This is a genomic window from Enterobacter sp. NFIX59 (assembly GCF_900113755.1).
GTDB lineage: Bacteria > Pseudomonadota > Gammaproteobacteria > Enterobacterales > Enterobacteriaceae > Enterobacter > Enterobacter pseudoroggenkampii.
Genome location: NZ_FOQN01000003.1, coordinates 26,973 through 51,592 on the forward strand (window position 1 = coordinate 26,973; position 24,620 = coordinate 51,592).

22 protein-coding genes are annotated in these 24,620 nt (G+C 56.4%); 8 read left to right on the forward strand and 14 right to left on the reverse strand.

The features are described from left to right. Nucleotides 1–11 precede the first annotated feature (11 nt). The 6 genes from ispU to rpsB form a co-directional block, all read right to left on the reverse strand. Nucleotides 12–770: a (2E,6E)-farnesyl-diphosphate-specific ditrans,polycis-undecaprenyl-diphosphate synthase gene (ispU, locus tag BM007_RS12265; RefSeq protein ID WP_024907522.1), complete on the reverse strand. Its 759-nt coding sequence runs from the start codon at nucleotides 768–770 to the stop codon at nucleotides 12–14. Between the two features lie 186 nt (nucleotides 771–956). Next, nucleotides 957–2,156, reverse strand: coding sequence for a 1-deoxy-D-xylulose-5-phosphate reductoisomerase (gene ispC / locus BM007_RS12270; protein ID WP_061715944.1), 1,200 nt, complete (start codon nucleotides 2,154–2,156; stop codon nucleotides 957–959). A 95-nt stretch (nucleotides 2,157–2,251) separates the two neighbouring features. Continuing rightward, entirely contained in the window at nucleotides 2,252–2,809 is a 558-nt protein-coding gene (gene frr, locus BM007_RS12275; protein ID WP_014882629.1) for a ribosome recycling factor, read from the reverse strand. Nucleotides 2,810–2,976: 167 nt separating this feature from the next. Next, nucleotides 2,977–3,702: a UMP kinase gene (gene pyrH / locus BM007_RS12280; protein ID WP_008501910.1), complete on the reverse strand. Its 726-nt coding sequence runs from the start codon at nucleotides 3,700–3,702 to the stop codon at nucleotides 2,977–2,979. Between the two features lie 150 nt (nucleotides 3,703–3,852). Then, the gene (gene tsf / locus BM007_RS12285; protein WP_090418988.1) at nucleotides 3,853–4,704 is read right to left on the reverse strand and encodes a translation elongation factor Ts; all 852 of its coding nucleotides are present in this window, start codon (nucleotides 4,702–4,704) and stop codon (nucleotides 3,853–3,855) included. Between the two features lie 117 nt (nucleotides 4,705–4,821). Further along, nucleotides 4,822–5,547, reverse strand: a complete 726-nt coding sequence (gene rpsB / locus BM007_RS12290; protein ID WP_003856207.1) for a 30S ribosomal protein S2 — start codon at nucleotides 5,545–5,547, stop codon at nucleotides 4,822–4,824. Between the two features lie 321 nt (nucleotides 5,548–5,868). Here rpsB and map point away from each other — a divergent pair, with 321 nt between their 5' ends. The 4 genes from map to BM007_RS12310 all read left to right on the forward strand — a co-directional run bounded on the left by map (nucleotide 5,869) and on the right by BM007_RS12310 (nucleotide 10,760). Next, nucleotides 5,869–6,663: a type I methionyl aminopeptidase gene (gene map, locus BM007_RS12295; RefSeq protein ID WP_023310454.1), complete on the forward strand. Its 795-nt coding sequence runs from the start codon at nucleotides 5,869–5,871 to the stop codon at nucleotides 6,661–6,663. A 63-nt stretch (nucleotides 6,664–6,726) separates the two neighbouring features. After that, nucleotides 6,727–9,402: a bifunctional uridylyltransferase/uridylyl-removing protein GlnD gene (gene glnD, locus BM007_RS12300; protein WP_024907520.1), complete on the forward strand. Its 2,676-nt coding sequence runs from the start codon at nucleotides 6,727–6,729 to the stop codon at nucleotides 9,400–9,402. A gap of 32 nt (nucleotides 9,403–9,434) precedes the next feature. Then, entirely contained in the window at nucleotides 9,435–10,259 is an 825-nt protein-coding gene (gene dapD, locus BM007_RS12305) for a 2,3,4,5-tetrahydropyridine-2,6-dicarboxylate N-succinyltransferase (protein ID WP_008501915.1), read from the forward strand. Between the two features lie 111 nt (nucleotides 10,260–10,370). Beyond that, complete coding sequence (locus BM007_RS12310; protein ID WP_008501916.1) at nucleotides 10,371–10,760, forward strand: DUF3461 family protein; 390 nt, start codon at nucleotides 10,371–10,373, stop codon at nucleotides 10,758–10,760. Nucleotides 10,761–10,819: 59 nt separating this feature from the next. Here BM007_RS12310 and cdaR read toward each other — a convergent pair whose 3' ends face one another. The 3 genes from cdaR to dgt form a co-directional block, all read right to left on the reverse strand. Next, nucleotides 10,820–11,977: a DNA-binding transcriptional regulator CdaR gene (cdaR, locus tag BM007_RS12315; protein WP_045327810.1), complete on the reverse strand. Its 1,158-nt coding sequence runs from the start codon at nucleotides 11,975–11,977 to the stop codon at nucleotides 10,820–10,822. A 146-nt stretch (nucleotides 11,978–12,123) separates the two neighbouring features. Continuing rightward, complete coding sequence (gene degP / locus BM007_RS12320; protein ID WP_090418991.1) at nucleotides 12,124–13,560, reverse strand: serine endoprotease DegP; 1,437 nt, start codon at nucleotides 13,558–13,560, stop codon at nucleotides 12,124–12,126. Nucleotides 13,561–13,691: 131 nt separating this feature from the next. Then, nucleotides 13,692–15,206 carry a dGTPase gene (gene dgt / locus BM007_RS12330; protein ID WP_024907517.1) on the reverse strand — a complete coding sequence of 505 codons (1,515 nt, stop codon included), beginning with the start codon at nucleotides 15,204–15,206 and terminating at the stop codon, nucleotides 13,692–13,694. 82 nt (nucleotides 15,207–15,288) lie between these two features. Here dgt and mtnN point away from each other — a divergent pair, with 82 nt between their 5' ends. The 3 genes from mtnN to BM007_RS12345 are packed head-to-tail and all read left to right on the forward strand — an operon-like array spanning nucleotide 15,289 to nucleotide 17,425. Then, entirely contained in the window at nucleotides 15,289–15,987 is a 699-nt protein-coding gene (gene mtnN, locus BM007_RS12335) for a 5'-methylthioadenosine/S-adenosylhomocysteine nucleosidase (RefSeq protein ID WP_024907516.1), read from the forward strand. Next, nucleotides 15,980–16,780 (forward strand): vitamin B12 ABC transporter substrate-binding protein BtuF, encoded by an 801-nt coding sequence (gene btuF / locus BM007_RS12340; protein ID WP_024907515.1) that lies wholly within the window; start codon nucleotides 15,980–15,982, stop codon nucleotides 16,778–16,780. The genes mtnN and btuF overlap by 8 nt, the downstream gene beginning before the upstream one ends. 27 nt (nucleotides 16,781–16,807) lie before the next feature. After that, a complete protein-coding gene (locus tag BM007_RS12345) occupies nucleotides 16,808–17,425 on the forward strand; it encodes a TRIC cation channel family protein (protein ID WP_024907514.1) in 618 nt (205 codons plus the stop codon). A gap of 93 nt (nucleotides 17,426–17,518) precedes the next feature. On the opposite strand, the gene erpA is transcribed toward BM007_RS12345, so the two are convergent. Continuing rightward, nucleotides 17,519–17,863, reverse strand: coding sequence for an iron-sulfur cluster insertion protein ErpA (gene erpA, locus BM007_RS12350; protein WP_013095643.1), 345 nt, complete (start codon nucleotides 17,861–17,863; stop codon nucleotides 17,519–17,521). A gap of 85 nt (nucleotides 17,864–17,948) precedes the next feature. Beyond that, nucleotides 17,949–19,349 (reverse strand): H(+)/Cl(-) exchange transporter ClcA, encoded by a 1,401-nt coding sequence (gene clcA, locus BM007_RS12355; protein ID WP_048990258.1) that lies wholly within the window; start codon nucleotides 19,347–19,349, stop codon nucleotides 17,949–17,951. A gap of 177 nt (nucleotides 19,350–19,526) precedes the next feature. On the opposite strand from clcA, the gene hemL reads away from it, so the two are divergent. Continuing rightward, nucleotides 19,527–20,807, forward strand: a complete 1,281-nt coding sequence (gene hemL / locus BM007_RS12360) for a glutamate-1-semialdehyde 2,1-aminomutase (protein WP_032649736.1) — start codon at nucleotides 19,527–19,529, stop codon at nucleotides 20,805–20,807. Between the two features lie 96 nt (nucleotides 20,808–20,903). Here the strand turns inward: hemL and fhuB are convergent, their stop codons facing one another. Genes fhuB through fhuC form a run of 3 tightly spaced genes read right to left on the reverse strand, consistent with a single transcriptional unit; the run spans nucleotide 20,904 to nucleotide 24,570 of the window. After that, nucleotides 20,904–22,886, reverse strand: a complete 1,983-nt coding sequence (fhuB, locus tag BM007_RS12365) for a Fe(3+)-hydroxamate ABC transporter permease FhuB (RefSeq protein WP_090418994.1) — start codon at nucleotides 22,884–22,886, stop codon at nucleotides 20,904–20,906. Continuing rightward, nucleotides 22,883–23,773 (reverse strand): Fe(3+)-hydroxamate ABC transporter substrate-binding protein FhuD, encoded by an 891-nt coding sequence (fhuD, locus tag BM007_RS12370; RefSeq protein ID WP_045907824.1) that lies wholly within the window; start codon nucleotides 23,771–23,773, stop codon nucleotides 22,883–22,885. The genes fhuB and fhuD overlap by 4 nt, the downstream gene beginning before the upstream one ends. Next, nucleotides 23,773–24,570 carry a Fe3+-hydroxamate ABC transporter ATP-binding protein FhuC gene (fhuC, locus tag BM007_RS12375; RefSeq protein ID WP_090418997.1) on the reverse strand — a complete coding sequence of 266 codons (798 nt, stop codon included), beginning with the start codon at nucleotides 24,568–24,570 and terminating at the stop codon, nucleotides 23,773–23,775. Before fhuC ends, fhuD begins: the two co-directional genes overlap by 1 nt. Nucleotides 24,571–24,620: the final 50 nt, after the last annotated feature.

The window sequence follows — 24,620 nt, forward strand, 5'->3', positions numbered from 1 at the left end:
AGCTACCCCCATCAGGCTTTGTCGCCACCAGGCTCGGTGCCGCCGAAACGACGCTCTCGATTGGCAAAGGCATGCAGCGCACCTTCAAAGTCTTGTTCATCAAAATCGGGCCAAAGAACATCCGTAAAGTAAAGTTCGGCATAGGCAATTTGCCATATCAAAAAGTTACTTATGCGATGTTCCCCCCCTGTCCTAATTACCAAATCCACAGGCGCCTGTTCATTCATGCAGATTTGCTTGCTCAGCGCCTCTTCATCAATTTGGTCGGGTCTCAACAGCCCTTCCTGAACCTGTTCGGCCAGATGCCGAACGCCCTGGATAATATCCCAGCGTCCGCCGTAATTCGCCGCAATATTCAGCGTCAGACCGGTATTATTTTCCGTCAGCGCTTCTGCTTTACGAATCCGTTCCTGCAAACGTGAGTTAAAACGACTGGTATCGCCAATGATACGCAGGCGGACGTTGTGGCGGTGCAGGCTTTTTACTTCGCTGTCTAGCGCCCACACAAACAATTCCATCAACGCAGTCACTTCCTGCAGAGGTCGATTCCAGTTTTCACTGCTAAAAGCATAGAGCGTTAACGCATCAATGCCGTTGTTGGCGGCAAAAGAAACGGCGCGACGAACGGATTTCGCCCCCGCTTTATGCCCAAAGGCTCGTATCTTCCCTTGTCTTTTCGCCCAGCGGCCATTGCCATCCATAATGATTGCTACATGACGGCAGCCATGAGCTGGCAAATTTTCGCTTATTGGTTGATTCGCAGACAACATAACGCGTTTTTTGTCCCTGAAAAGGATTTAACGGTACTCAGGAATACTGAAGCCTATACATAAAAAAGCCGTGTCAAACCACGGCTCACCTGACCACATTAAGTCAAATACCTGCGATCAGGTGGCGCAGACTATATCACTGAAGCCCAACGCTAACAAATAGCACGACGACTAGTGGTTGCTTTATCACCAGCTTGCGAGACGTGTCACCTGTTGACGCGCAATATTACGCGCAGTTGCATCCACCGCCAGCACCTCTTCCACGCTTTGTGGTTCGCGCAAATCCATCATCTCCAGTACCGATAAATTTAACGACGCGATATCGGTAAAACGAATTTGCTGATTCAGAAATGCCTCAACGGTAATTTCATTGGCTGCATTAAGTGCCGTCGTCGCCGCCTGCCCCTGGTCAAAGGCAGTCATCGCAAGCTTCAGACAAGGATAGCGGTCATAGTCCGGTTCACTGAACGTCAGGGAACTTAGCTTGCAGAAATCAAGCGGCTTCACGCCGGATTTCACTCGATTTGGCCACGCCATGGAATGGGCAATCGGCGTACGCATGTCCGGCTCGCCCAGCTGTGCCAGCACGCTGCCATCCTGATAACGCACCATCGAGTGAATCACCGATTGCGGGTGAATCAGTACTTCCATCTGTTTCGCTGACGCATTAAACAGCCAGCGCGCTTCAATGTATTCCAGACCTTTGTTCATCATGGTGGCAGAGTCAACGGAGATTTTACGCCCCATCGACCAGTTCGGATGACGGCACGCCTGATCCGGCGTCATGGCGCGCAGTTCAGACAGTGGCGTTTCACGGAACGGGCCACCAGACCCGGTAAGCAGGATAGACACCACGCCATTCTGCTCCAGGTCAGCGTACCCCAGGTTCTGTTGAAAAGGTTGCGGTAAACTCTGAAAAATCGCGTTGTGCTCGCTGTCGACCGGCAAAAGACGCGCGCCGCGCTGCTTCACCGCATCCATAAACAGGCGTCCACAGGTGACCAGCGACTCTTTATTGGCCAGCAGAACGTCCTTGCCGGCATCAATCGCGGCAAGCGTAGGCAATAACCCTGCCGCCCCGACGATGGCCGCCATCACCTGATCCACCTCATCCAGCGCCGCCATCTCGCAGGCCGCCTGTTGGCCACTCAGCACCTCGGTTCGACAGCCCTGTTCAAGCAGCTGTGCTTTCAGCAGACGTGCGCTCTCTTCGTCATCCATCACCGCATAGCGGGGCGCAAACTCCAGGCACTGCTCGACCATTCGCTGCACATTCTTACCGGCCACCAGCGCTGTCACGGTGTAGAGTTCAGGATTATGGCGAACGACGTCGAGAGTGCTGCAACCGATAGAGCCGGTTGAGCCAAGGAGTGTTAAATGCTTCATGAGATGCCCGAAAAAAGTTAGACCAGATAAAAGCAAAACGCCGCCAGCAAGACCCGAAGTCCCTCTGAACGGCGTTTATCAGTGTACGACAGAAATCAGAACTGCATCAGTTCCGCTTCTTTATCTGCCAGCGCCGCATCAATTTTCTTGATGGCAGCGTCGGTCATTTTCTGAATGTCGTCCTGAGAACGACGATCGTCATCTTCACTGATCTCTTTTTCTTTCAGCAGCGCTTTTACTTTATCGTTCGCATCGCGACGGACGTTACGCACGGATACACGACCCTGCTCAGCTTCGCCACGAACCACTTTGATCAGATCTTTACGACGCTCTTCCGTCAGTGGAGGCAGTGGAACGCGGATGTCAGAACCCGCAGAGCTTGGGTTCAGTCCGAGGTCAGAGGCCATGATCGCTTTCTCAACGGCCGGGCTCATAGAACGATCGAACACGTTGATTTTCAGCGTACGGGTATCTTCTACCGTTACGCTCGCCAGCTGACGCAGAGGGGTTGGCGTACCGTAGTATTCTACGATGATGCCATCCAGCAGGCTTGGGGAAGCACGGCCAGTACGGATTTTGCTGATTTGGGTTTTGAACGCTTCTACGCATTTTTCCATGCGTACTTCAGCATCTTTTCTGATGTCGTTAATCACGTTACGAATCCTTGAAAACTTGTCTCAGGCAGACTATCCGCCAGCACAGCGCTACAGGTGTGCTAAGTATAGTCGCGTTTAATTCATGACAACGCCAAAGGCGCGCCCGGGTAAGATACCACTACAAAATAAAGCGGAATCTTACCTGTATTTATCGTCAACGGAAATTATTCCGTGATCAAAGTGCCTTCTTTTTCGCCCATGACCACGCGACGCAGTGCGCCAGGCTTGTTCATGTTGAAGACACGGATCGGCAGTTTGTGGTCGCGAGCCAGCGTGAAGGCGGCAAGATCCATCACTTTCAGCTCTTTATCCAGCACTTCGCTGTAGCTCAGCTGATCGTACATGGTGGCAGAAGGATCTTTTGCCGGGTCGGCAGTAAACACGCCGTCTACTTTGGTCGCTTTCAGTACCACATCGGCTTCGATCTCGATACCGCGCAGGCAGGCAGCGGAATCGGTTGTAAAGAACGGGTTACCCGTACCGGCGGAGAGGATCACCACGCGGTTATTGCGCAGCAGGCTGATAGCTTCTGCCCAGCTGTAATTATCGCAAACGCCATTCAGCGGAATCGCGGACATCAGGCGGGCATTCACATAGGCGCGATGGAGCGCATCACGCATTGCCAGGCCATTCATCACGGTTGCCAGCATACCCATGTGGTCGCCCACTACGCGGTTCATCCCCGCTTTCGCCAGACCAGCACCACGGAAAAGGTTGCCACCGCCAATGACCACGCCAACCTGGATACCCAGTTCGACCAGTTCTTTGATTTCCTGTGCCATGCGATCAAGGATGCTTGCGTCAATACCGAAGCCTTCCGATCCCTGCAGCGCTTCGCCACTCAGCTTAAGCAGAATGCGTTTGTACACGGGTTTTGCATTGGTAGCCATGTTTCTTTCCTGAGACTGTCAACGATTAAGATGGGGGTTAATTCTGGCGACATGATATGCCGCAAATCAGCACAGCGATACTGGAGCCTGTCTGATTTCCTGTGACGGGTGACAAAAAGAAGCCGCCCTCAGGCGGCTCCTTTTCAATCATTAAGACTGCTTGGACATTGCAGCAACTTCTGCTGCGAAGTCAGTCTCAACTTTCTCGATGCCTTCGCCCACTTCGAAGCGGATGAAGCCAGTTACGTCAGCGTTGTGCTCTTTCAGCAGCTGCGCAACAGACTTGCTTGGATCCATAACGAATGGCTGGCCAGTCAGAGAAACTTCGCCGGTGAATTTCTTCATGCGGCCTTCAACCATTTTCTCTGCGATTTCTTTTGGTTTACCAGACTGCATCGCGATGTCCAGCTGAACCTGGTACTCTTTTTCTACCACATCAGCAGACACGTCTTCTGGCTTAACGAATTCTGGTTTGCTTGCAGCGATGTGCATAGCCAGCTGTTTAACCAGCTCTTCGTCAGCGCCTTTAGCCGCAACCAGAACACCGATACGTGCACCGTGCTGGTAAGAGCCCAGAACGTCGCCTTCCAGAGAAGCAACGCGACGGATGTTGATGTTCTCACCGATTTTAGCAACCAGCGCAACACGTTCTTCTTCGAACTGTGCTTTCAGAACTTCAACGTCAGTGATTTTGCCAGCAACAGCTGCGTCCAGAACTTTGTTAGCAAATGCCTGGAAACCACCATCTTTAGCAACGAAGTCAGTCTGGCAGTTAACTTCCAGAATGATGCCGTAGGTGCCGTCGATTTTAGTGATGATCACGCCGTCAGCAGCAACGTTGCCTGCTTTTTTAGCTGCTTTGATCGCACCGGATTTACGCATGTTTTCGATTGCCAGCTCGATGTCGCCGTTCGCTTCAGTCAGCGCTTTTTTGCAATCCATCATGCCTGCGCCAGTACGCTCGCGCAGCTCTTTTACCAGGGATGCGGTAATTTCAGCCATTCTTAAATCCTCGGGAGATGTGAACTGCCCGGCCGGGGGCCAAACAGTGTAAATTGAAAAAAGGGGCCGGTAATGGGCCCCTATTCATACACGGTACTAATAAGGGGTAAAACCTTATTATTCAGCTTCTACGAAGCTTTCTTCCGCCTGAGAAGCCAGATCCTGGGAACGGCCTTCACGAACGGTAGCAGCTACAGCGCTCAGGTACAGGCTAACAGCACGGATTGCGTCGTCGTTACCCGGGATAACGAAGTCAACACCGTCCGGATCGGAGTTGGTATCAACGATAGCGAATACCGGGATACCCAGGTTGTTAGCTTCTTTGATTGCGATGTGCTCGTGGTCTGCATCGATTACGAACAGCGCGTCTGGCAGGCCGCCCATATCTTTGATACCGCCCAGGCTGTTTTCCAGCTTGTCCAGTTCACGAGTGCGCATCAGCGCTTCTTTCTTAGTCAGCTTGTCGAAAGTACCGTCCTGAGACTGGGTTTCCAGATCTTTCAGGCGTTTGATGGACTGACGAACAGTTTTCCAGTTGGTCAGCATGCCGCCCAACCAGCGATGGTTCACGAAGAACTGGTCGCAGCTGTTAGCAGCATCTTTCACAGCTTCGCTTGCAGCGCGCTTAGTACCAACGAACAGAATCTTACCTTTACGGGAAGAGATCTTGTTCAGCTCAGCCAGGGCTTCGTTGAACATTGGTACAGTTTTCTCAAGGTTGATGATGTGAACTTTGTTACGCGCGCCGAAGATGAAAGGCTTCATTTTCGGGTTCCAGTAACGGGTCTGGTGACCAAAGTGAACACCAGCCTTGAGCATGTCGCGCATGGAAACAGTTGCCATGTTTAAAACCTCTATATTGAAAGTTGGGGTTATGCCTCCACGTATCCCATATTACCGACCCCAAAGGGCACCCCGGAATATGTGCCGATACGTGTGTGTTGTTACACAAAGTGAGATTTGTCGCTTCCGTCCAGCCTGTGTATCTGAGATGGATCGGAAGTCCGGCGCGCTTTATACCACAAAACACGACCAGAAACCAACAGTTGTTGGCGGAGTGTGCTGTTAATGATTCTCAATTTGGCACGGGGTGTGCCTGACTGATACCATTGACGACACTTAGACTAGTATTGTCGAAAAAATCGACACCGATGGACAGAATACATGGCTATCTCTATTAAGACACCTGAAGAAATTGAAAAGATGCGCGTCGCCGGTCGTCTGGCCGCGGAAGTGCTGGAAATGATCGAGCCGTTCGTAAAGCCGGGCGTCAGCACCGGTGAACTGGACCGTATCTGTAACGACTATATCGTGAACGAGCAGCACGCGGTTTCGGCCTGCCTCGGCTACCACGGTTTCCCGAAATCCGTCTGCATCTCTATTAATGAAGTGGTGTGTCACGGCATTCCGGACGATGAAAAACTGCTGAAAGATGGCGACATCGTCAACATTGACGTGACCGTCATTAAAGACGAGTACCACGGTGACACCTCAAAAATGTTCATCGTTGGCAAGCCGACTATTCTTGGCGAGCGTCTGTGCAAAGTGACGCAAGAGAGCCTCTACCTGGCGCTGAAAATGGTTAAACCGGGTATTCGCCTGCGTACCATCGGTGCGGCAATCCAGAAGTTTGTGGAAGCAGAAGGTTTCTCCGTGGTGCGCGAGTACTGCGGTCACGGCATTGGTCGCGTCTTCCATGAAGAACCGCAGGTTCTGCACTATGATGCAGATGACGGCGGCGTGGTGCTGCAAAAAGGCATGACCTTTACCATTGAGCCGATGGTCAACGCGGGTGACTACCGCATCCGTACCATGAAAGACGGCTGGACGGTGAAAACCAAAGACAGAAGCTTGTCTGCGCAGTACGAGCATACTATTGTGGTAACAGACAACGGCTGCGAAATTATGACGTTGCGCAAGGATGACACCATCCCGGCGATACTGACGCACGACGAATGATAAAAAAGCCGGCAAATGCCGGCTTTTTTAATGGCTATAGTTTTTTCTTATGGGTGGCGCACGATGAGTAATCTTTTACCCGAACAGTATGCTAACACAGCACTTCCCACCCTTCCCGACCAGCCCGATAACCCGGGCGTCTGGCCGTCGCACGAGCTGACCTGCGCGCATATTAAAGCCCACATGGATGTTTTCCATCGCTGGCTGGGCAGCGCGTTCGACGCAGGCGTGTCGGCCGAGCAGCTCATTGAAGCGCGCACCGAATTTATCGACCAGCTTCTGCAGCGCCTGTGGATCGATTACGGGTTTGGGCAAATCAGTGATGTTGCGCTGGTTGCCGTCGGGGGCTATGGCCGCGGTGAGCTGCATCCGCTTTCCGATATCGATCTCCTGATCTTAAGCCGCAAAAAGCTGCCGGACGAACAGGCGCAAAAAATTGGCGAACTGCTGACGCTCCTCTGGGACGTGAAGCTGGAGGTCGGCCACAGCGTGCGCACCCTGGAAGAGTGTCTGCTGGAAGGGTTATCCGACCTGACCGTCGCCACCAACCTGATTGAAACCCGTCTGCTGATTGGCGACGTCGCGCTGTTTCTGGAGCTGCAAAAGCACATCTTCAGCGACGGCTTCTGGCCGTCAGAAAAGTTCTTCGCCGCGAAGGTCGAGGAGCAAAACCAGCGTCACCAGCGCTACCACGGCACCAGCTATAATCTTGAGCCCGATATTAAAAGCAGCCCCGGCGGCCTGCGCGACATCCATACCCTGCAGTGGGTCGCTCGCCGCCATTTTGGCGCCACCTCGATGGACGAGATGGTCGGCTTCGGCTTCTTAACCGAGGCAGAGCGTAACGAGCTGAACGAGTGCCTGCACCTGCTGTGGCGCATTCGATTTGCCCTGCATCTGGAAGTCACCCGCTACGATAACCGTCTGCTGTTTGACCGCCAGCTCAGCGTGGCGCAGCGCCTGAATTATCAGGGCGAAGGCAACGAGCCGGTTGAGCACATGATGAAGGATTTCTTCCGCGTCACCCGCCGGGTGACCGAGCTGAACCAGATGCTGCTGCAGCTGTTCGACGAGGCCATTCTGGCCCTGACGGCGGATGAGAAACCGCGCCCGATTGATGACGAATTCCAGCTGCGCGGCACGCTTATCGATCTGCGCGACGAAACGCTGTTCATCCGCGAGCCGGAAGCGATTCTGCGGATGTTCTATACCATGGTGCGCAACAGCACCATCACCGGGATCTACTCCACCACCCTGCGCCATCTGCGCCATGCGCGCCGTCATCTGACGGAGCCGCTGTGCTATATCCCGGAAGCGCGCTCGCTGTTCCTGAGCATGCTCCGCCACCCGGGCGCCGTCAGTCGTGGGCTGCTGCCGATGCACCGCCACAGCGTGCTGTGGGCCTATATGCCGCAGTGGTCGCACATTGTCGGGCAAATGCAGTTCGATCTGTTCCACGCCTACACGGTGGATGAACACACGATCCGCGTGATGCTCAAGCTGGAAAGCTTTGCAAAAGAAGAGACGCGCTCCCGCCATCCGCTGTGCGTGGAGCTATGGCCGCGCCTGACCCACCCGGAACTGATCCTGATTGCTGCCCTGTTCCACGATATCGCCAAAGGTCGCGGCGGCGATCATTCGGTGCTGGGCGCACAGGACGTACTGAAATTTGCCGAGCTGCACGGCCTGAACTCACGTGAAACGCAGCTGGTGGCCTGGCTGGTACGCCATCATCTTCTGATGTCGGTTACCGCGCAGCGTCGTGACATTCAGGATCCTGAGGTGATCAAGCAGTTCGCGGAAGCGGTTCAGACGGAAAACCGTCTGCGCTATCTGGTCTGCCTGACGGTGGCCGATATCTGCGCCACCAACGAAACGCTGTGGAACAGCTGGAAGCAGAGCCTGCTGCGCGAGCTGTACTTCGCTACCGAAAAACAGCTGCGTCGCGGGATGCAAAACACCCCGGACATGCGCGAGCGCGTGCGCCATCACCAGCTGCAGGCGCTGGCGCTGCTGCGGATGGATAACATTGATGAAGAGGCGCTACACCAGATATGGGCCCGCTGCCGTGCCAACTATTTTGTCCGCCACAGCCCAAACCAGCTTGCGTGGCACGCGCGGCACCTGCTGAAGCACGACCTGTCCCAGCCAATGATTCTGCTGAGCCCTCAGGCTACCCGAGGCGGAACGGAGATTTTCATCTGGAGCCCGGACCGACCTTATCTGTTTGCTGCGGTCTGTGCCGAGCTGGACAGGCGAAACCTGAGCGTTCACGACGCGCAGATTTTCACCACCCGCGACGGCATGGCAATGGACACCTTTATCGTGCTGGAGCCGGACGGCAGCCCGCTGTCGTCGGACAGGCATGAAGGGATACGTTTTGGTCTGGAACAGGCGATTACCCAGCGCAGCTGGCAGCCCCCGCAGCCGCGTCGCCAGCCAGCGAAATTGCGCCACTTTACCGTCGATACCGAGGTCAACTTCCTGCCGACCCACACCGACCGTAAATCGTTCCTGGAGCTGATCGCGCTCGACCAGCCGGGGCTGCTCGCCCGCGTCGGCCAGGTTTTTGCCGATCTGGGAATTTCGCTCCATGGCGCCCGAATTACAACGATTGGCGAGCGAGTAGAAGATTTATTTATAATCGCGACAGCGGACCGGCGTGCCCTTAATAATGACCTGCAGCTTGAAGTGCAACAACGGTTGACAGCAGCCCTCAATCCAAACGATAAAGGGTGATATGTTTTTTAGTGAAATGGAAAGAGTAAACAATGCAGCAGTTACAGAACGTTATTGAGTCCGCTTTTGAGCGTCGTGCCGAGATTACCCCGGCAAATGTGGATACCGTGACCCGTGAAGCGGTAAACCAGGTGATTTCCCTGCTGGATTCCGGCGCGCTGCGCGTGGCAGAAAAAATCGACGGTCAGTGGGTCACTCATCAATGGCTGAAGAAAGCCGTTCTGCTCTCTTTCCGTATCAACGATAACCAGGTTATCGACGGAGCTGAAAGCCGCTACTTCGATAAAGTCCCTATGAAATTCGCTGACTACGACGAAGCGCGTTTCCAGAAAGAAGGCTTCCGCGTGGTGCCACCTGCGGCAGTGCGTCAGGGCGCTTTCATTGCACGCAACACCGTCCTGATGCCATCCTACGTGAACATCGGTGCCTACGTTGACGAAGGCACCATGGTTGACACCTGGGCGACGGTCGGCTCATGCGCGCAGATCGGTAAAAACGTTCACCTGTCCGGCGGCGTAGGCATCGGTGGTGTTCTGGAGCCACTGCAGGCTAACCCGACCATCATCGAAGACAACTGCTTCATCGGCGCGCGCTCTGAAGTGGTTGAAGGCGTGATCGTTGAAGAAGGCTCCGTGATCTCCATGGGCGTTTACATTGGTCAGAGCACCCGTATTTATGACCGTGAAACCGGCGAAGTTCACTACGGTCGCGTTCCGGCGGGCTCCGTGGTGGTTTCCGGCAACCTGCCGTCTAAAGATGGCAAATACAGCCTGTACTGTGCGGTTATCGTGAAGAAAGTGGATGCGAAAACGCGCGGTAAAGTGGGCATCAACGAGTTGCTGCGCACCATCGATTAATCGGGTATAACAAAAAGCGGGGGCAACCCCGCTTTTTTTGTATCTGAGGGTGGCGAAAATAGATTTTTTCGTTAATTATTCAAAGGTTATGTTGAGATCAAGGGTACCGCTATGTACGATAATCTGAAAAGTCTGGGCATTACCAATCCTGATGAAATTGATCGTTACAGCCTCCGTCAGGAAGCCAATAACGATATTCTGAAAATCTATTTTCACAAGGACAAAGGAGAGTTTTTCGCCAAAAGCGTGAAGTTTAAATATCCACGCCAGCGTAAGACCGTTGTTGCTGACGGTGTAGGACAGGGATACAAAGAAGTACAGGAAATCAGCCCTAACCTGCGCTATGTGATCGATGAACTCGATCAGATCTGCCAGCGCGACCGCACCGAAGTCGATCTCAAGCGTAAGATCCTTGACGATCTGCGTCACCTTGAAAGCGTTGTGACCAATAAGATCAGCGAGATTGAAGCGGATCTTGAGAAGTTAACCCGCAACAAATAAGTTAAGTGCGGCCTGATGCCCTCACCCCGACCCTCTCCCACAGGGAGAGGGTGAAACCCTTATCGCTGTTCATCCAGCTGCAGCGCCACATACAGCAGCAGCCTGTCGTCGAAATTCCCCAGATCCAGCCCCGTCAGCTCTGAAATTCGGTTTAACCGATACTCCAGGGTATTGCGGTGAATAAACAGCGCTTTTGACGTCGCCAGCGGCTGCACGTTATGACGGAACCATGCCTGCAATGTGCGGCGCAGCAGGCCGTTATTGTCCATGGCTTTCAGACGCGCTAATGGCCGCGCCAGCTCATTGGCCTGCCAGCCCCCGCGCAGGCTGTCGAGCAGCACCGGCAGCATCAGGTCCTGATAGAAATAACTGCGGCTCTCCGGCATCCGCTGCTTGCCCACCATCATGGTGGTGCGCGCGGTACGCCAGGAGCGGGCGATGCTGCCCGGCCCGGTAAAGTAGTTGCCCAGCGCAACGCGAAAACGCAGCTGACCATTCTCCTTCATCCGGGAGATCAGCAGCTCCACGCGACGACGATGATCGTCCGCATCCCAGCGGCCGAACGCGTTGAGCGCTGGTTTGAGTACCACCATTTCCGTCAGAGAAACGATCGCCACCAGGTTGTCGCGCTCCGGCGTCGCCAGCGCATTTTGCAGCTGCTGCAGCTCGGCCATCGCGCTGTCTACGCCAAGCTGGCCGCTATCGACCTCAATCACCGCCACCACGCGCGGCTGGTTCAGATCGATCCCCAGACGCTGCGCCCATTCGCTGAGCGCGGGCGTGTGCTCTTCCGCCTGGATAAGGTTCATCACCAGCTCTTCACGCAGGCGGCTGTCCTGGGCAAGCAGGTGCATCAGGCGCGACTGCTCCAGCATCATCTCTGCCGTCATACAGACCAGCTCACCGTATTTTCGCAGTGACTCGGGCTCGCCGGTCAGGCCGATGACCCCCACAATCTCGCCTTCAAGACGCAGCGGTAAATTGATGCCCTGACGGACGCCGTGCAGGTGTTTCGCTACCGCATCGTCGATATCCACGACCCGCCCCTGGGAAAGCACCAGCAGCGCGCCTTCGTGCAATTCCCCAATACGCTCGCGATCGCCGCTGCCAATAATGCGCCCGCGGGCATCCATCACGTTGATATTGGTATCAATGATGCGCATGGTGCGCGCCACGATATCCTGCGCCATTTTGGTATCAAGATGCCAGCCAGCCATAGAACCCTCCAGTGAGCAGAGCTCAAGCATAGGGAAGTTCAGCGGCGGCTGCATTGTGCGAATGCACAAAGAGAGAGGGAGATGTATGGAGTTGTGGCAAGAATCACAGAAACGAAAAAGCCCCTGTGAACAGGGGCTTCAGAGGATTACTGCATCAGCAGATAAAGCGAAGTATCACCACGCTGGATATTCAGCGCCAGCACGGAAGGCTTGCTGTCGAGGATCTTGCGCAGTTCAGCGATGTTTTTCACCGGCTGCTGGTTAGCGCCCATGATCACATCGCCTTTTTTCAGGCCGATACGGGCTGCCGGTGAATTCGCTTTCACGTTGTTCACCACCACGCCTTTGTCTGCGCCTTTATTGCTCATCTCGGCACCTTCAATACCGCTAAAGATGGTGCTGGAATCCACCTGATTCTGGCTGCTCTGCTGCAGCTCCAGGCTCACGTTAACCGGCTTACCGTCGCGCAGCAGGCCGAGGGTCACTTTGCTGCCAATCGGCATTGAGCCCACTTCGGCACGCAGGGCGGCAAAGCTGCTGATCGGCTTACCGTTCAGGGAGGTGATGACATCACCCGCTTTAATACCCGCTTTCGCCGCGGAGGAGTTCGGCATCACCTGGCTGACAAATGCCCCGCGCTGGGCGTCAACTTTCATCGCCTTAGCCAGTTCGGAGTTCAGCTCGGTCCCGAGGATACCCAGCTCGCCGCGTTTCACCTGGCCATACTGCACCATCTGCGCGGTCAGGTTTTTCACCATGTTGCTTGGGATAGCAAAGCCGATCCCGATGTTGCCGCCGTCCGGTGCCAGAATCGCGGTGTTGATACCGATCAGCTCACCGTTCAGGTTCACCAGCGCACCGCCGGAGTTACCGCGGTTGATCGCCGCATCCGTCTGGATGAAGTTTTCGTAGTTTTCCGCGTTCAGGCCGCTACGACCCAGCGCAGAGACGATACCGGATGTCACGGTTTCACCCAGACCGAACGGGTTACCGATCGCCACGGTATAGTCGCCCACGCGCAGCGCGTCAGAGTCGGCAATTTTAATCGCCGTCAGGTTTTTCGGATCCTGGATCTGGATCAGCGCGATATCGGAGCGCGGGTCTTTACCCACCACTTTGGCGTCGAACTTACGGCCATCGCTCAGCTGAACCTTAATGCTGTTCGCGTTATCAACAACGTGGTTGTTTGTGACGACATAGCCTTTCGCTGCATCAATGATTACCCCCGAGCCAAGCGCCATGAATTTCTGCTGCTGGGCGCCGCCCTGGCTGTCATCCCCTGCGCCACCGCCCTGGCAGAACGGAGAGCTCTGGAATGGCGAACCGTCCTGGCAGAACGGCGAGTTGTCACCGAAGAACTGCTGGAAGTTACGCGGCATACGCGGCGTATTGACGGTCGTACTGCCCTCAACGTTAATACTCACCACCGATGGCATCACTTTTTCGAGCATCGGTGCCAGGCTTGGCATCTGCTGCGCGGTTGCTGCCGACGACGCGGTCTCGGCTGCAGTAGCAGTCAGAGGAGACAGCGCTAAACCTAAACTCAGAGCCAGTGCACTCATTGCTAATGTGGTTTTTTTCATGTTTCTCAATCTCGATTTACAGGTAACGCAAAATTGCTGTGTAACTCAGATTCGTTTTATACCGCTTAGTTCCGGCGATAAGTTTATGGAAAAGGTAAAAATTTATTGGCCGTCTTTACAAAACTCCGGGATTATTCCACCGCCATCAGCTTGCGGTATTCATCCCAGGCATACAAATCCGTCATGCCGCTGATATAGTCCTGGATTAGACGGCTGCGATAATAATATTCCATCACCGGCCATTGGGAAGAGTGGCGATCCAGCTTGCCAATCGCTTCGACATACGCCAGACGATGCCGGGTAGAAAGTTTCTGATAAAGACGCGATTCGATAGGTATTCTGCGCACGCGCTCGTGTTCCACCAGCTCGCTGAACTCGTCGACCGACAGCTGGAGCAACGGGGAATAAATTTCCAGTAACCCACTGATTACCCGATAACCCTGCAGCTCTAACTGCTCGACATCCGGATGGCTAAATACATGCCGCATCGCCACATGTTTATAAAGCTCGAGGAGCTGGCTGAAACTGCTGTCATCTTCCAGCAGCGCGTGGTTGAATTCCCCGCTGAAGATAAGCGGTAAATTATCAATAAAGCGCGACGCCGCATACGGCACCAGTTTATTTAATGTATTGACCCGCAAATACATAAAGAACTGGTCTTCTGTACTACGGCTTAATGTATTTGAGCGCGATTTTTCCCAGGCATTTTCGACAACCTGCGCAAACAGCGAGCCTTTTTCATGGGTACCCCAGGCCGCATAAAGATGCTGATAAAGCTCCTCAACGCTGAAGATTCTTTTCTCAACGGCATCTTCCAGATCGGCCACGCAATAGGAAATATCATCGGCGGCTTCCATAATCCAGGTCAATGGAAAGCGGCCGTTTGGCGTCAATGAAAGTTCTTTACGTAGCCGTTCAATATAGGCCTCTTCGGAAAGGTAATAGCCCGGTTTTTTCATTAAATAGCTGTGGGACGCGGGCGTATCTCCCATCCACCACGCGGGGCGGGTATATTTCAGAATGCAGCCGACCTGTGCCCAGGTCAGGTTCATGCGCATCAGGGAGTGGACCAGCCGGATCCCCTGCGCGTTGCCCTCAAAGTGACACAAATCCTGGCGCACTTTGCGTCGCAGATCGTTCAGCCCCTCTTCGCCTTCACGCAGGCGTAAATCGCGTACGATACAGCGGTCGTCGCTCAGCGGCTGGCTTACCGCATCCGAAGGGTAAAGCCGTTGTTTAAACCAGTCATTGATCGCCGCCTCACCAAAGTGGCCGAAAGGCGGGTTGCCGATGTCATGCATCAGGCAGGCCATCTCAACGATGCTCTCAAAAGGCCCCGTCAGCTCGTCCAGACCATAGGTTTCCAGTAAACGCTGCTCTTTGAGACGGCTTAAAATCTCTTTAGCAATGTAGCGCCCGACCTGCTGCACCTCCATGGAGTGGGTTAAGCGCGTGCGCACCGCGGCGTTACGCTCAAGCGGAAAGACCTGGGTCTTTTGCTGCAGACGGCGGATGGCTGGCGAGTTAATGATCCGCCCGCGATCGCTTTCGAAGATACGCAGGATCTCATGTTCGCTCTTGTCGCCCTGCGGCGAACGGAAACGTCGGTGCCAGTTAATTTTGGTGCGAAAATCGATTGGTGCCATGTGCTCCCCCGCGTGAGAATGCGTTTCCCCTTAACCGCATGATAGACTATGCATCTTAACAAGGCACATCGCGAGTAAATCTATGAAAATCGGCATTATTGGTGCAATGGAAGAAGAAGTTACGCTGCTGCGTGACAAAATTGAGAACCGTCAGACCCTCTCTCTTGGTGGTTGTGAGATCTACACCGGCCAGCTGAACGGTGTTGACGTGGCTCTGCTGAAATCAGGCATCGGTAAAGTGGCAGCTGCGCTGGGTGCAACCCTGCTGCTTGAGCGCTGCAAGCCGGATGTGATCGTGAATACCGGCTCTGCGGGCGGCCTGGCGCCGACGCTGAAGGTGGGTGATATCGTTGTCTCCGACGAAGCGCGTTACCACGATGCTGACGTCACCGCGTTCGGTTACGAGTACGGTCAGCTCCCGGGCTGCCCTGCTGCTTTTAAAGCTGACGACAAACTGATTGCGGCGGCGGAGACCTGCATCGCAGAACTCAACCTCAACGCGGTACGCGGTCTGATTGTCAGCGGTGATGCGTTCATCAACGGCTCCGTTGGGCTGGCGAAAATCCGTCATAACTTTCCTCAGGCGGTTGCCGTTGAGATGGAAGCGACCGCGATTGCGCACGTTTGCCATAACTTCAGCGTACCGTTCGTGGTGGTTCGCGCCATCTCTGACGTGGCAGACCAGCAGTCCCACATCAGCTTCGACGAGTTCCTGACCGTTGCGGCAAAACAGTCCACCGTGATGGTGGAACGCCTGGTGCAGAATCTGGCACGTGGCTAAACATACCGTCAGGGCGCTGGCCGCCCTGCTTCTTCTCGCACCGCTGTGGCTCTATGCTGTACCGCGCGTGATTACACTCTCTCCCGCAAATACGGAACTGGCGTTTGCCGCCGGGATCACGCCCGTTGGCGTGAGTAGCTATTCGGATTATCCGCCGCAGGCCGCGGGAATTGAACAAGTCGCCACCTGGCAAGGGATGAACCTTGAGCGCATCGTGGCGCTTAAACCGGATCTCGTGCTGGCCTGGCGCGGCGGTAACGCCGAGCGGCAGGTCAACCAGCTCACCTCACTTGGCATAAAAGTGATGTGGATTGATGCCGTCAGCATTGAGCAAGTCGCTCAGGCGCTACGCGCCCTGGCACCCTATAGCCCTACGCCCAAAAAAGCCGAGGCGGCGGCGAAACAGATGCTGAGCGACTATGCCGCGCTGAAATCCCGATACGATACCCCTGTTAAAAAGCGCATCTTCCTGCAGTTTGGCAGCCAGCCGCTGTTCACCACCGGAAAAGGGTCGATTCAGAACCAGGTGCTGGAAGTCTGTGGCGGTGAAAACATCTTTGCAGCCAGCCGGGTGCCGTGGCCCCAGGTTAGCCGTGAACAGGTCCTGGCGCGCCAGCCGCAGGCTATCGTCGTGGTCGGAAATGCGAGCGAAATTCCCAAAATTGAACAATTCTGGCAACGGCAGCTAAAAATACCGGTAATTCCCCTTAACAGCGACTGGTTTGAACGCGCCAGCCCGCGTATTATCCTCGCCGCAAAACAGCTCTGTGCCGCGCTGGCAGAGAGTCACTAACATAAGACCCTTTTCGAGGATTTAACGATGCTCGTTTATTGGCTGGATATTCTTGGCACAGCCGTTTTTGCTATCTCCGGCGTCCTGCTCGCCGGAAAACTACGCATGGATCCTTTTGGCGTGCTGGTGCTTGGGGTCGTGACCGCCGTCGGTGGCGGGACAATCCGCGATATGGCGCTGGCGAATGGCCCGGTGTTTTGGGTGAAAGATCCTACCGATCTGGTGGTCGCGATGGTCACCTGTCTGTTAACCATTGTGCTGGTTCGCCAGCCCCGCAGATTACCCAAATGGATATTGCCGGTACTGGATGCCGTCGGCCTGGCCGTGTTTGTCGGTATTGGCGTCAATAAGGCGTTTAATGCGGGTACCGGTCCAATGGTGGCAATCTGTATGGGCGTATTAACCGGCGTGGGCGGTGGGATCATTCGCGACATTCTGGCGCGTGAAGTACCGATGATCCTGCGTACTGAAATTTACGCAACGGCCTGTATCGCGGGGGGCATTGTCCACGCGACCGCGTACTACACGTTTGCACTTCCGCTGGAAAACGCCGCGATGCTGGGGATGGTCGTGACGCTGGTGATACGTTTAGCGGCGATACGCTGGCACCTGAAGCTGCCGACGTTTGCGCTGGATGACCGGTAAAAGCAAAACGGTAACCTGACGGTTACCGTTTTTAGTCTTTTCTCCCTCTCCCTGTGGGAGAGGGCCGGGGTGAGGGCAACAGCCCGCACCCTCTTAAATACTGAACGAAGAACCACACCCGCAGGTGCTTGTTGCGTTCGGGTTGGTCACCACAAAGCGCGAACCTTCCAGACCTTCGGTGTAATCCACCGAACCGCCCACCAGATATTGCAGGCTCATCGGGTCAACCACCAGCGCAACGCCCTGTTTCTCGATAGTCATATCGCCATCGTTAACCTGATCGTCAAAGGTAAAACCATACTGGAAGCCGCTGCAGCCGCCACCGGTAATATAGACGCGCAGTTTCAGATCCGGATTGTCTTCGTCTGCAATCAGGGTTTTCACTTTGTTGGCTGCTGCTTCGGTAAATTCCAGCGGCAACGCTACATCATCACTCATCATTTGCTCCCATGAATACTGCTACTGCGATTGGGTAAAATTCACCCAATTCTTTGTGTCATTATCTAATACCCTGGTAATTCATTCAAGTATTCTGCGCTGCGGCCCGTTCAGCCTCTTGTTTTGCCAGAGTACGCGCTAGGATGGTGGAGTATAGCGGCTTTCCACCCAGGAACTGGGCTAATAGTGTCGCGCCGAGACAGGTAATGATCATTGGCAAAATGAGCTGGTAATTGTCCGTCATCTCCAGCACCAGCACGATCCCGGTCAACGGCGCACGCAGGGATGCGGCCAGCAGCGCTCCCATTCCGGCGATGGCAAAGGTCCCGGCGTCAAGATGATAGGCGGGAAAACCCACTTCAGCCGCCATACCAAACGCGGTGCCCAGCAAGGTCCCCAGCGCCAGCATCGGGGCAAATATCCCGCCGGGCGCGCCGGAGGAAAAACAGAGTACCGTCGTGATGACGCGGGAGATAAACATAAACAGCAGCAGACCCACGCTGAAATTCCCCGCCGCCGCAATGGGAATCAGCCCGAACCCGCCGCCTGCGGCATTCGGCTCGATAAACCCGAGCACGCCACACATTCCGCCCAGCAGACCGCCCATCAGCACCCATTTCGTGGTGTTCCCGCCGTGAATGCGCTGGAACATATCCTGAGCGCGCAGGATAAAGGTGTTAAACAGCGGCCCCACCACGCCAAAAATCATGCCGAGGATTAGGTAAAGCCACAGGGTGTTGACCGGCGCGTTGGTCAGTTTACCCACCTCAATGACCGCCCCTTCGCCGTTAAAGAGGCGAAAGACGATGCTCGACATAATGACGCCGGTAAACACCGCTTTAATGGAGATCAGGTTGTAGCGAAACTGCGCGCGCATCTCTTCGATAATGAACAAAATGCCCGCCAGCGGCGCGTTAAACGCCGCCGACAGCCCCGCCGCCGCACCGGTAGCCAGCAGCGTATGGCGCGCTTCGGCGCTTCGCATCCGAAACAGATCGCCCACCATGCGGCCGACGTTCCCCCCCAGCTGTACCGTGGGCCCTTCCCGGCCAAGTACCATGCCTGCGCCCAGCGTACCCATGCCGCCGATGAATTTAACCGGAATCACCCGCCACCAGCGCACCGGACGCAGCTCCTCCAGCGCACCTTCAATTTCCGGGATGCCCGACCCACCCGCCTCCGGCGCGAATTTACGCACCAGAAAATACCCCACCATGGCAAACAGCGCAGACAGCCCAAATGCCCAAACCCAGACCAGCCATTCGCTATCGGCGAAACCGGCCACGGTGCCCACTCGCCAGTTGAGTACGGCATTAACCGCTTTTTCAAACGCCACGCCAATCAGCCCCGCGAGAGTCCCCACCACGGCAGCGGCCAGCAGGATCGCCAGCGGCGTTTTATCGCGATTGAGCAGCCGCCGAATACTGACCCGGTGCCGGGCGCGCGTAAACTGTTGTTCTTCAAAAGACGGAGAATCTGATTTCATGTCCTGTTCTTATTCGTCATACAAAAAGCCGCGGGGATTTTACCAGAGACTGCCCCACCGTCTCCTGAAAATTACTTAACAAATCTTAAAGCATTACCCGGCTAAAAATTTCATAACCTTCCCCGAATCACTTAGAATAGTGGGCTTAATCATTTTATACGAACCAGGAACGACGCCATGAGCAAGTCTGAAAACCTCTACAGTGCAGCCCGCGAGCTTATTCCGGGTGGCGTGAACTCACCTGTGCGCGCCTTCACCGGCGTGGGCGGTACGCCGCTGTTTATCGAACGTGCTGACGGCGCGTATCTGTATGATGTCGATGGCAAAGCCTATATCGATTATGTCGGCTCCTGGGGCCCGATGGTGCTGGGGCACAACCACCCGGCTATTCGTAATGCGGTGATTGAAGCCGCTCAGCGCGGCCTGAGTTTCGGCGCGCCAACCGAAATGGAAGTGAAAATGGCGGAGCTGGTGACCGAACTGGTGCCGACCATGGACATGGTGCGTATGGTGAACTCCGGTACCGAAGCCACTATGAGCGCCATCCGCCTGGCGCGCGGTTTTACCGGTCGCGATAAAATCATCAAGTTTGAAGGCTGCTACCACGGCCATGCGGACTGCCTGCTGGTGAAAGCCGGTTCCGGCGCGCTGACGCTCGGCCAGCCGAACTCGCCGGGCGTACCAGCAGATTTCGCGAAGCACACCCTGACCTGCACCTACAACGATCTTGCTACCGTTCGCGCGGCGTTCGAACAATATCCGCAGGAGATCGCCTGCATCATCGTTGAGCCGGTTGCGGGCAACATGAACTGCATCCCACCGCAGCCTGAGTTCCTGCCGGGCCTGCGCGCCCTGTGCGACGAGTTCGGCGCGCTGCTCATCATCGATGAAGTCATGACCGGCTTCCGCGTAGCGCTGGCGGGTGCCCAGTCTTACTACGGCGTTGAGCCGGACCTCACCTGCCTCGGTAAAATCATCGGCGGCGGCATGCCGGTCGGCGCATTCGGTGGTCGTAAGGACGTGATGGAAGCCCTGGCGCCAACCGGCCCGGTTTACCAGGCGGGCACGCTCTCCGGTAACCCCATAGCCATGGCCGCGGGCTTTGCCTGCCTGACCGAAGTGGCCCAGCCTGGCATTCACGAGACCCTGACCGACCTGACGACGCAGCTGGCAAACGGACTGCTTGAAGCGGCAGAGGAAGCCGGTATTCCGCTGGTGGTTAACCACGTGGGCGGCATGTTCGGGATCTTCTTCACCGATGCGAAAACCGTGACCTGCTATCAGGACGTGGTGAAGTGCGACGTTGAGCGCTTCAAGCGCTTCTTCCACCTGATGCTGGAAGAAGGCGTGTACCTGGCACCGTCAGCGTTCGAAGCGGGCTTTATGTCCGTGGCGCACAGCGAAGAAGATATCAATAACACCATCGACGCGGCGCGTAAGGTGTTTGCGAAGCTCTAAGGTCATTGCCGGGTGGCGCTAACGCTTACCCGGCCTACGATGTTCTCCCTCTCCCTGTGGGAGAGGGCTGGGGTGAGGGCATCAGGCCGCACCTGACTACCGACTCTGCTTTCTCAACAGATAAATAAAATACGGCGCACCGATAAAGGTCGACAGCAGACCCGCCGGGATCTGGTACGGGAACAGCACCATTCTTCCGCACCAGTCTGCGAACACCAGCATCACCCCGCCCGTCAGGGCCGACATGACGATATGCGGCATCGTCCTGCGGAAGCCCATCATTCTGGCAATGTGCGGCGCCATTAACCCCACAAAACTCAGCGGTCCAATCGTCAGGGTTGCCGTCGCCGTCAGGCACGCCGCCAACAGCAGCAGCGCGACACGCGCTGGGGTCAGCGCCATTCCCACCGCACGCGCGGTTTCCCCGCCGAGCGGCAGAATGGTCATCCAGCGGCGGCACAGCGGCACCATCGCCAGCAGCACGAGCATCACCATCCCGGACCAGACCACCTGGCTGCCGGTGGCGTTGTAGGTCGAGCCGGAAATCCAGGTCAGTATCTTCGCCATACGCGGATCGCCGCTTGCCTGCAGCATCATCAGCAGCATCGTAAACGCGGTACTGAGCGCCATCCCGGCCAGCAGCATGCGGTGCGGTGAAAACCCACCGCGACCGGCGGCTATCAGGATAATCATCAGCGTAACCGCCGCGCCGATACTGCCGGCAGGCATCAGCCAGCCAAACGCATTGCCCGGCACAAAGAAGAGCATCAGCACCACGCCAAAGGCGGCGCCAGAGCTGATCCCAAGCACTTCCGGGCTCGCCATCGGGTTGCCGGTCAGACGCTGAATGATGCACCCCGCCACCGCCAGCATCACCCCGGCGATCAGCGCAGCGACGATACGCGGCCAGCGCCACTGTAGCAGTTCATTGAGCAAATCACCCGTTGCCCAGTGCCAGCCCGCGGCATCGCGTCCAAATGAGAGCGCCGCGAACGAGGCGATAATCAGCACCGCCAGACCGGCAAGGCTAAACCAAAGCACCGACCGACGTTCAGCGTAGACTTTATCGCCCGCGTCCATCGCCGGTGCACTCATGCTGCGCAGCCGCGGGAGCAGCCACAGCAGCAGCGGCGCCCCGATAAGCGCGGTCACAGAGCCGGTGGAGACTTCCCGCCAGACCTGCGCCAGCCAGAGAATAAGTTGATCGGAAAGCCAGAGGATCAGCGCCCCAATCAGCGGCGCCAGCATCAGACGCGTCAGTAAACGACGCGCCCCAAGCATTTTCGCCAGCAGCGGCGCAAACAGGCCGATAAACCCGATGATGCCGACCGCGTTCACCAGCAGGGCGCTCAATACAATTGCCAGCGTCAGCGCCGCCAGGCGAGCCAGCGACAGCGCCAGCCCCAGGTTACGCGCCACGCCATCATCCAGCCCCATGAGCGTAAGAGGACGCAGGAGCAGCAGCGTCAGCACAACACCGCCAGCCAGCTGCGGCCAGAGGCGCTGCACCACGCTCCAGTCGGTCTGGGTCAGCGTTCCGGTACTCCACATGAACATGCTTTGCAGCTGATCGTGGTGGAACAGGACCAGCAGCTGGTTGATCGCCCCACAGTACAGGCTGACCACCAGCCCGGCCAGAATCAGCGTCACCGGGGAAAGGCGTTTACCCCAGGCCACGCCAAAGACCAGCGCGCCCACCGCACACGCTCCGGCAAGTGCCGCAAACTGCGAGGCTAACGCCCCCGGCAGCGTCCACAGCGTGGTGATGGTGATCCCTAGCTGAGCGCCGGTCGCGACGCCGAGTGTGGTGGGTTCCGCCAGCGGGTTACGCAAAACCTGCTGGAACAGCACCCCCACCAGCCCTAAACCGGCACCAACCAGCAGGGAGACTGCCAGACGCGGCAGCAGGCTGTAGTGGAACAGCATCTGCTGAATATTGTCGATATCCGGCGAGGCCAGCGCGGCCCCCCACTGCGTGCGCGGTAATGCGGCCGAGAGGTTGACCCCGGTTAACGCCAGCGCGGCAAGAAAAATCAATACCAGCAGAAGCGCCGGGAAGCGGGCAATACGTGAACTCATGCTTTACCTCCCAGCGCGTTATCCAGCACGCGGGCAAAATGCATGGCCGACAGCGTCGCGCCGTAGAACCAGACCGCCGGGGCGCGCTGGAAGCGTTGCTCACGGACAAACGGCATCGCCTGCCAGAGCGGCGTCGCCATCAGGGTTTGCATGGCGCGCTCGTTGCCGTGATCGAAGCACAGCACATCCACGTCGCGAAACGCCGCGAGACGATCGATACCCACAGCGGTACTGCCCCAGAACGTCATCTCCCCTTCCCAGGCATTACGAATACCAAAACTGTCGAGGACTTCCTGGAACAGGCAGTTTTTACCGAAAACCAGCATATGGCGGGCATCCAGCAGCGTCACCATCAGCAGCGGACGATCGCCACGGTGAGCAAAACGCGGCTTCAGAGCGTCAATCAGGGCATCGAATTCGTCGAGATGTTTTTTAGCCTCCGCTTCCCGGTTGAGGAAATGCGCCATCTCGTTAACCGACTTTTTCGCCATCGCCAGTGGTTTTTTACCGTCGCTGAAAGCGAATCCACGTCCGGGCGCAATGCGCGCCATGGTCTCTTCTGACGGACCGTAGCCCGCGGACCAGAACAGGAACGACGGTTTCATCTGGGTGAGCAGCTCGAGGTTTGGCTCCGTCCGCAGGCCGACGTCGATTACCGAGTCCGGCAGCTTCGGCTCGTTCACCCAGAGGTTATAGTTAGGAATGTCCGCCACGCCGTAGGGCGTGACGCCGAGCGCCATCATCAGCTCGACCGGCAGCCACTCCAGCGCCACTATGCGGTGCGGATCGACGGCGGCGGCACGCGCCGTATTCATTTTTAACAGCAGCGGTGAGAGGGCCATCGCCGTCAGCAGGCGACGGCGGCTAATGCGCATGTTGTCGAGCATCAGTAGACGAAGCTCACCGGTGCAGCCCCGGCCGGGTGAGGCAGAATACCCATCGGAATACCATAAATATGTTCCAGCGTTTCGCTGCGCATCAGCTCGGAGGGCGTTCCCTGCGCAATCATTTCGCCGCCGCGCAGCGCAACAAGGTAGTCGCAATAGCGCGCCGCCATGTTGATGTCATGCAGCACCGCAATCACCGTCAGACCACGCTGCTGGCTTAAGCGGTGCACCAGCGCCAGGACATCGACCTGATGGGCGATATCGAGCGCGGAGGTGGGTTCATCAAGGAGCAGGCAGCGGCTGTCCTGGGCCACCAGCATCGCAATCCACGCGCGCTGGCGTTCACCGCCGGACAGGCTATCCACCAGACGGTGCGCCAGCGGCTTCAGCCCGACCAGCGCAATCGCCTCTTCCACTTTCTCTCTGTCGGCCACGCCGAAGCGTCCAAGCGCGCCATGCCACGGATAACGCCCAATCGCCACCAGCTCTCGCACCGTCATCCCCTCCGCCTGCGGCAGCTGCTGCGGCAGATACGCCACTTTGCGGGCAAACGCTTTACTGCTCCAGCTCTCCAGCGGTTGGTCATCCAGCAGGATGTCGCCTTCTGACGGCGGCTGATGGCGTCCCAGCATCTTAAGCAGCGTGGACTTACCGGAACCGTTGTGACCAATCAGGCCAGTGACTTTACCTACGGGGAACGTCAAAGAGAGCGGATGCAGCAAGGTGCGCCCGGGTACGCGAAAGGAGAGATGGTTGAGCGTAAAGGTGGTGTCGGGTTGCGTTTGATTATCCTGCATATCAGCCAACTTAAATAAAAAGGGCACGGCGAACCGTGCCCGGACAGAGA

What these genes read in the sequence shown, in the direction of transcription:
- degP (WP_090418991.1), bottom strand. Translation starts at nt 13,560, where the DNA reads ATGAAAAAAACCACATTAGCAATGAGTGCACTGGCTCTGAGTTTAGGT.
- map (WP_023310454.1), top strand. Translation starts at nt 5,869, where the DNA reads ATGGCTATCTCTATTAAGACACCTGAAGAAATTGAAAAGATGCGCGTC.
- clcA (WP_048990258.1), bottom strand. Translation starts at nt 19,349, where the DNA reads ATGAAATCAGATTCTCCGTCTTTTGAAGAACAACAGTTTACGCGCGCC.
- mtnN (WP_024907516.1), top strand. Translation starts at nt 15,289, where the DNA reads ATGAAAATCGGCATTATTGGTGCAATGGAAGAAGAAGTTACGCTGCTG.
- cdaR (WP_045327810.1), bottom strand. Translation starts at nt 11,977, where the DNA reads ATGGCTGGCTGGCATCTTGATACCAAAATGGCGCAGGATATCGTGGCG.
- pyrH (WP_008501910.1), bottom strand. Translation starts at nt 3,702, where the DNA reads ATGGCTACCAATGCAAAACCCGTGTACAAACGCATTCTGCTTAAGCTG.
- BM007_RS12310 (WP_008501916.1), top strand. Translation starts at nt 10,371, where the DNA reads ATGTACGATAATCTGAAAAGTCTGGGCATTACCAATCCTGATGAAATT.
- dapD (WP_008501915.1), top strand. Translation starts at nt 9,435, where the DNA reads ATGCAGCAGTTACAGAACGTTATTGAGTCCGCTTTTGAGCGTCGTGCC.
- tsf (WP_090418988.1), bottom strand. Translation starts at nt 4,704, where the DNA reads ATGGCTGAAATTACCGCATCCCTGGTAAAAGAGCTGCGCGAGCGTACT.
- BM007_RS12345 (WP_024907514.1), top strand. Translation starts at nt 16,808, where the DNA reads ATGCTCGTTTATTGGCTGGATATTCTTGGCACAGCCGTTTTTGCTATC.
- erpA (WP_013095643.1), bottom strand. Translation starts at nt 17,863, where the DNA reads ATGAGTGATGATGTAGCGTTGCCGCTGGAATTTACCGAAGCAGCAGCC.
- dgt (WP_024907517.1), bottom strand. Translation starts at nt 15,206, where the DNA reads ATGGCACCAATCGATTTTCGCACCAAAATTAACTGGCACCGACGTTTC.
- fhuB (WP_090418994.1), bottom strand. Translation starts at nt 22,886, where the DNA reads ATGAGTTCACGTATTGCCCGCTTCCCGGCGCTTCTGCTGGTATTGATT.
- ispC (WP_061715944.1), bottom strand. Translation starts at nt 2,156, where the DNA reads ATGAAGCATTTAACACTCCTTGGCTCAACCGGCTCTATCGGTTGCAGC.
- rpsB (WP_003856207.1), bottom strand. Translation starts at nt 5,547, where the DNA reads ATGGCAACTGTTTCCATGCGCGACATGCTCAAGGCTGGTGTTCACTTT.
- fhuC (WP_090418997.1), bottom strand. Translation starts at nt 24,570, where the DNA reads ATGCAGGATAATCAAACGCAACCCGACACCACCTTTACGCTCAACCAT.
- hemL (WP_032649736.1), top strand. Translation starts at nt 19,527, where the DNA reads ATGAGCAAGTCTGAAAACCTCTACAGTGCAGCCCGCGAGCTTATTCCG.
- ispU (WP_024907522.1), bottom strand. Translation starts at nt 770, where the DNA reads ATGTTGTCTGCGAATCAACCAATAAGCGAAAATTTGCCAGCTCATGGC.
- glnD (WP_024907520.1), top strand. Translation starts at nt 6,727, where the DNA reads ATGAGTAATCTTTTACCCGAACAGTATGCTAACACAGCACTTCCCACC.
- fhuD (WP_045907824.1), bottom strand. Translation starts at nt 23,773, where the DNA reads ATGCTCGACAACATGCGCATTAGCCGCCGTCGCCTGCTGACGGCGATG.